We start from the raw sequence: 6124 nt of genomic DNA on the forward strand, positions 1-6124 counted from the left end.
GGGTTTGCTGAAAAAGTTTTTCCTGGCGGCAGGGTGAGGGGTGTGGGGTGTGGGGTGTGGGGTTTTACCAGTTTTGCGGTGGCCAATTACCTACTTTTCAGGGAAAAAGTGCCTAAATTTCCCCCCGATCACTCCCATATCCATTACTTTTTGATTGACAAAAGGTCTAAAAGTCTTACCCAACAAGGTTTTTAGATTTATTCAGCAAGCCCTAATTAATTATTAGGAGTTAGGAGTCAGGAGTCAGTATTCAGTATTCAGGTGATAGGGTGGTCACTGCGTGCGCGTTGCGGAGGGTTTTGGGGTGATAGGGTGATGAGACAGCTTCCCCACTTCCCCACTTCCCCACTTCCCCACTTCCCCACTTCCCACTCCCGATTCCCTTCCTCATTCTCCATTTTCCTATGAAACTAACAGCAATGTCCTTTAATATTCGCTACGATAAACCCGATCCCGATGAGCGTAATTGGCGAGTAAGAAGGGAAGCAGTAGCGGCTTTAATTGCTCACTATTCTCCTGATATAATTGGTACTCAGGAAGCTCGCGCTAATCAACTATTGGATCTACACCGTTTATTGCCAAAATACCAAAGTTTAGGCAGCGATCGCAGGGGGACAGGATTAGATGAACATTGTGCGATTTTATATCAACCAAGTCGGTTACAATGTTTGGAAATATACGAATTTTGGCTATCAGAAACTCCCGATATTATTGGCAGTATCACTGAAGCTTGGGGTAATCCTTATCCCCGCATGGTAACGGGGGCTAAATTTGGCACTCTTGAGGGGCAAACTTTGCAGTTTTATAATACCCATCTCGATTACTATAGCGACCAAGCTAAGAACTTAGGGGCTAAGTGCATACAAGAGCATTTTTGTCAACTAGATTTAACAGAAGATTACCTGTTTTTAACAGGTGATTTTAATGTTAATTCTCAGCAATTACCCCGTCAGATTTTAACTCAACCTCTGCAGCCAGAAATTAAATTAAAGGACGCTTTAGCCGATTTAGAATTAGCGGAACAAATGAGCTTTAATAATTACACCGATACCCCTTATTTAGCCATCGATACAATTTATTATGATAGCCGTTTGCAGTTAGATTGGGCAAAAGTCGATCCTTCTCGTTGGTTGAATCTTATTCCTTCCGATCATTATCCCGTAATTGCTGCTTTTACCTTGCCCTAAAAATAGATGATTTCTGTATTTAGCAAATATATAGAGGGTGAAAGCTTCAGCAGACTCTGGTGATTCGATGGTTAAATTTGTTCGGTGTTTTAAACAGGAAAAAAACTCAAGAAGTGATATTTTTGTAGCTATTAAGTAGCTGGTTATAATTAAATTAAAAATGGATTTTAGGTTCGATCCCCCCTGCCCCCCTTGATAAGGTAGGGTTGATTCATGAATCAACCCTACCCTTGATAAGGGGGGTGTCTGATAATTTTTAACGCCTACCTACTTATCGAGGCAATTCTGTTTATTTTCCTCCGGGGATTAGTTACCAATCCTCTGTTTATTTGATTAATTCCACCCCATCTTTGCCGTCAATCTCTTGTAGATAAACTTTTACCTGTTCCTCGGCTGCGGTGGGTAGTTTTTTGCCCGTAAAATCTGGGTGAATTGGTAATTCTCGATGACCACGATCAACGAGGACTAATAAGCGGATTTTTTGCGGTCTGCCATACTCAATAATAGCATTGAAAGCGGCGCGGATCGTGCGACCTTTATAGATAACATCATCGACTAAAATCACGGTTTTTCCCGTGACATCTAGGGGCATTTTGGTTTTAGCAGGAGTGCGAGTTTTAATGCGATCGAGATCGTCGCGATAGAAGGTAATATCGATCGCTCCCACGGGAACTTTTACCCCTTCTAAGCTCTCAATTTGACTAGCAATTAAATTAGCTAAAGGCACTCCTCGCGTGTAGATACCGATCAAAATCAAGTTATTTAAATCGCCACTTTTTTCGATAACTTCGGAAGCCAAACGGGTAATAGTGCGACGAATTTCGTCAGCCGAGAGAATTTCAATTAACTGTGGGGTCATAATTTTCCAAGACAAGGGGGGATAGGGGATAGGGAAATTTTTACGGCAATGTCCCTTTTTTTACTTTTTCCTTTTTCCTTTAAAACCATCTCCATCACTAACGAATATAATTATTTTCACTTACCTATTTTAACTCGATCGCTCATGAGTGATGAATTATTGCAAAAATCTGCCCTAGAATTAGCCCAACTGATTCGCACTAAACAAATCTCCCCCCTAGAATTAACCCATTTATACCTCGACAGAATTGAGAAATTTGACTGTCAAATTGGTAGTTTTGTCCATGTCGCCAGGGAAAGCGCCCTAGCCACCGCGGGCGCCCAAACGGAACAATTAAGTCAAATCGCCGCTACTGCCGAATTACCGCCTTTTTTTGGAGTTCCCACCGCCATTAAAGACTTAAATGCCGTCGCTGGAATGCCGGTTAGTTACGGAATCGCCGCCTTACAGGGAAATATTGCCCAATATGACGAAGGAATCGTCACCAGAATAAAAATGGCGGGTTTTATCCTTCTGGGCAAAACTGCCACTTCCCAGCTAGCTTCCTTTCCCTACACCGAAAATCCGGGTTTTTTGCCGACTCGTAACCCCTTCAACCGCGATTATACCGCAGGAGGTTCCAGTGGCGGTGCGGCGGCGGCGGTAGCGGCGGGTTTCTGCCCGATTGCCCAGGGTTCCGACGGTGGCGGTTCCATTCGTACTCCGGCGGGTTGTTGCGGTTTGGTGGGGATAAAACCCAGTCGTGGGCGCGTTTCCTATGCCCCGGTGGGGGAATTTCAAAGCGGTATCGCCACTAACGGCACTCTTTCTAAGACGGTGGCAGATGGGGCGGCGCTGCTTACCGTGATTTCGGGCTATACGACGGGCGATCCCTACTGGCTACCCGATCCGCCCTTTTCTTTCCTAGAAGCCACTCAGAGAGGCGTAAAACCCCTAAGAATCGCTTTTTCTACTTCCATATCCCCCTTCGGCGAAGCGGCTGCCGTCTATAAAAATGCTGTGATCGAGACGGCTAAAATTTTAGAGGGTATGGGGCATCACTTAACGGAGTATTCTCCCGATTTACAGGCTTTAATCGCTCCTTTTCGCCGTATTTGGCAAGCGGGGACGGCAGCGGCGGCAATTCCCAGGGAGTTATTAAGTCCCCTTAACCAATGGTTATTGGACAATTCTGGCAGTGCGGGGGAATACCTGCAAGCGGTGCGGCAGATGCACGTTATTTCGCGGCAAATTGTGGCGATGTTTGATAATTTTGATGTCTTACTTTTGCCAATTTTTCTACATCAACCCCCCGGAATTGCTGAGTGGGAAAATTTACCACCGGAAGAAGCGGTTAATAAGATGATTAGTTGGATTGCCCCTTCTCCGATTGCTAATGCGAGTGGTTTACCCGCGATTGCTTTACCCACAGGGGTTGATAGTCAGGGTTTACCCGTGGCAATTCAGTTAGTGGGTAAACCTGCTGATGAAATCACTTTGTTAGGTTTATCGGCACAATTAGAGGCAGCTAATCCTTTCGGTTTGATGGCTAATTTTAAGTAAGCTAAACGGCTTTTACTTCGGATCACCGATATAGACTCCAAAAGGGTTATAGCTGTTGGATCATGCAGGTTAAGCGCCGTTTAGCTTAGGTAGGTGTTAAAAGTTGTCAGACACCCCCCTTATCAAGGGGGGCAGGGGGGATCGGCACCCCCCTTATTAAGGGGGGACTAAGGGGGGATCGAAGCTAAAATCCATTTTTAATTCAATTATAACCAGCTACTTAACTAGCAAGACTTTCGGTAAATTGGGGAATGGAAGCGATAAGTTTACGGGTGTAATCACTTTGGGGAGAGTTAATAATTTGGTTAGCTGTACCCATTTCCTCAATTTTACCTTTATTCATCACCATAATCCGATCGCTCATAAATCTGACGACACTTAAATCGTGGGAAATAAAGATATAAGTGAGATTAAATTCCTGCTGTAATTCTTTGAGTAAATTTAAGACTCCCGCTTGCACGGAAACATCTAAAGCAGAGACAGATTCATCACAGATAATAAACTGAGGATTTAAGGCTAAAGCGCGAGCAATACACACCCTTTGTCGTTGTCCTCCCGATAATTGATGGGGATAGCGATCAAACCAATTAGGATCGAGTTTAACTCGTTCTAATAAATATTCTACTCGTTGCCGTTGCTTTTTGTAATTGCCGCCGGTATGATGAATAACCATCGGTTCTAAAATTGCTTTACCGATGGATAAACGGGGATTCAGGGAGTTGTAGGGATTCTGAAAAACTATCTGTAATTCCCGTCTCAGTAGTCTTAATTTTGGATCGCTGGGGTTTAATTTAGCGAGATTTTCTCCTCGGAAATAGATATCTCCAGAAGTGGCAGGAATTAAGCGCAGAATTGTCCTTGCTAAGGTAGATTTTCCGCAGCCCGACTCACCGACTAAACCGAGAGTTTCCCCCCGTTTAACGGCAAAACTGATCTGATCTACGGCATTAAAAAAGGTCTTTACTTGCCCGAAAACTCCCTTAACTGGAAATCTAACCGATAAATTTTCTACTGATAAAATATTCTCGTGATGTTGTAAACCTTCAATTCTGCTTTCTTCCTCTTGGAGAGTAATAAATTTAACTGCTGGTGGAGTAATTTCCTGTAATTCAATAATCTTACCTTGAGAGTCTTTTTCCACTCGTAAAAAATCGCTGACAGTGGGCAATTTTTCTGGACGAGAGTTTAAGCGAGGACGACAGGCAAGTAAACCTTTTGTGTAGGGATGTTGGGGATAATTTAATACTTCTTCTTTCGTTCCTTGTTCGACGATTTCTCCTTGATACATCACGACAATTTGATCGGCAATTTCGTTAATAACTCCCAGATCGTGGGAGATAAAAACCATTGACATTTCTCGATCGCTTTTACACAAATCTCGTAATAATCTTAATATTTCTGCTTGGACAGTCACATCTAAAGCGGTGGTTGGTTCATCGGCAATTAATAGGGTAGGATTACAAGAAATCGCCATGGCAATCATTACCCTTTGTAATTGTCCCCCCGATAATTCGTGAGGATAACGCTTGAGAATTGCTTCTTTTTGTTCCTGAATATAAGTTCTAATTTTTTCCCTGACATGACCCTTATTTTCTAAGGGAAAAGTTTCTATATACTTCTCCTCTAACTGTTCATCACTGGGTAATAAGCGCACTTCTTGCAGTAGAGAGATGGCTTGATTTTTTGCCTGTTCAGTGGTGACTTTTTGATGCAGTAAAATTGCTTCGGTGAGTTGAAACTCGATGTTATAAACTGGATTAAGAGAACTCATTGGTTCTTGGAAAATCATCGCCATTTCTCCCCCGCGATAATAACGCAATTCTTCTGGGGGAATAGATAATAAATCTACTGCTTGTATTGACTGACCTTTTGCCGGACGAAAGCAAATTTCTCCCCCGGTAATTTTTCCCGGAGAGGGAACCAATCCCATGAGTGCGAGGGAGGTGACAGATTTTCCTGAACCCGACTCCCCCACACAACCGAGAACTTGACCTTTCTGCAAGCTAAAACTAATGTTATTAACGGCGACTGTTGTTCTTTTCTGATTAGAAAATTCAACGGTGAGATGGCGAACGTCGAGAACTTTGTTATCCATGGGTCTTTAAACAGAAAGACAGATTCGATTTACTTATAAATATAGCTTTTTCTGTTCCCAGTAGCTGGGTGCAATTAATTCGTAGATAGCTGGCGACATCTCGCTTGCAAGGGAGAATTTTGCCAGCATTAAGAAGATTTTCGTCTCTCAGCGATCGCCATTTACCAGAGACTTGTCAGACTAAATCCTGTTTAGAGTGATAATTGAGAATAGTTATACCAAATCCGGTTATTAAAAACTGATTATCTATTGCTCCTATTGCCTATTGCCTCTCCTGATATGTAGGGTTTGCTGAATAAATCTAAAAACCTTGTTGGGTAAAACTTTTAGACCTTTTGGCCATCAAAAAGTAATGGATCTGGGAGTGATCGGGGGAAAAATTCCTGGACTTTTTCCCTGAAAATTAGGTAATTGACCCCCTCAAAATCGGTAAAACCCTAC

5 protein-coding genes are annotated in these 6124 nt (G+C 42.9%); 3 read left to right on the top strand and 2 right to left on the bottom strand.

From position 1 onward, the window contains the following. On the top strand, positions 1-195 hold a 195-nt coding region (locus PX481_RS23580; protein WP_288096364.1), incomplete at its 5' end, for a hypothetical protein. A 209-nt stretch (positions 196-404) separates the two neighbouring features. Continuing rightward, complete coding sequence (locus PX481_RS23585) at positions 405-1187, top strand: endonuclease/exonuclease/phosphatase family protein (RefSeq protein WP_288096360.1); 783 nt, start codon at positions 405-407, stop codon at positions 1185-1187. 325 nt (positions 1188-1512) lie between these two features. On the opposite strand, the gene pyrR is transcribed toward PX481_RS23585, so the two are convergent. Beyond that, positions 1513-2046 carry a bifunctional pyr operon transcriptional regulator/uracil phosphoribosyltransferase PyrR gene (gene pyrR, locus PX481_RS23590; RefSeq protein WP_004162618.1) on the bottom strand — a complete coding sequence of 178 codons (534 nt, stop codon included), beginning with the start codon at positions 2044-2046 and terminating at the stop codon, positions 1513-1515. A gap of 144 nt (positions 2047-2190) precedes the next feature. On the opposite strand from pyrR, the gene PX481_RS23595 reads away from it, so the two are divergent. Then, the gene (locus PX481_RS23595) at positions 2191-3588 is read left to right on the top strand and encodes an amidase (protein ID WP_125732758.1); all 1398 of its coding nucleotides are present in this window, start codon (positions 2191-2193) and stop codon (positions 3586-3588) included. Positions 3589-3808: 220 nt separating this feature from the next. On the opposite strand, the gene PX481_RS23600 is transcribed toward PX481_RS23595, so the two are convergent. Next, positions 3809-5683 (bottom strand): ABC transporter ATP-binding protein, encoded by a 1875-nt coding sequence (locus PX481_RS23600; RefSeq protein ID WP_288096362.1) that lies wholly within the window; start codon positions 5681-5683, stop codon positions 3809-3811. Positions 5684-6124 lie beyond the last annotated feature (441 nt).

Source organism: Microcystis sp. M53603_WE2 (assembly GCF_030065435.1).

Excerpts from the sequence above, each read along its gene's own strand:
- PX481_RS23585 (WP_288096360.1), top strand. The coding sequence starts at position 405 with ATGAAACTAACAGCAATGTCCTTTAATATTCGCTACGATAAACCCGAT.
- pyrR (WP_004162618.1), bottom strand. The coding sequence starts at position 2,046 with ATGACCCCACAGTTAATTGAAATTCTCTCGGCTGACGAAATTCGTCGC.
- PX481_RS23595 (WP_125732758.1), top strand. The coding sequence starts at position 2,191 with ATGAGTGATGAATTATTGCAAAAATCTGCCCTAGAATTAGCCCAACTG.
- PX481_RS23600 (WP_288096362.1), bottom strand. The coding sequence starts at position 5,683 with ATGGATAACAAAGTTCTCGACGTTCGCCATCTCACCGTTGAATTTTCT.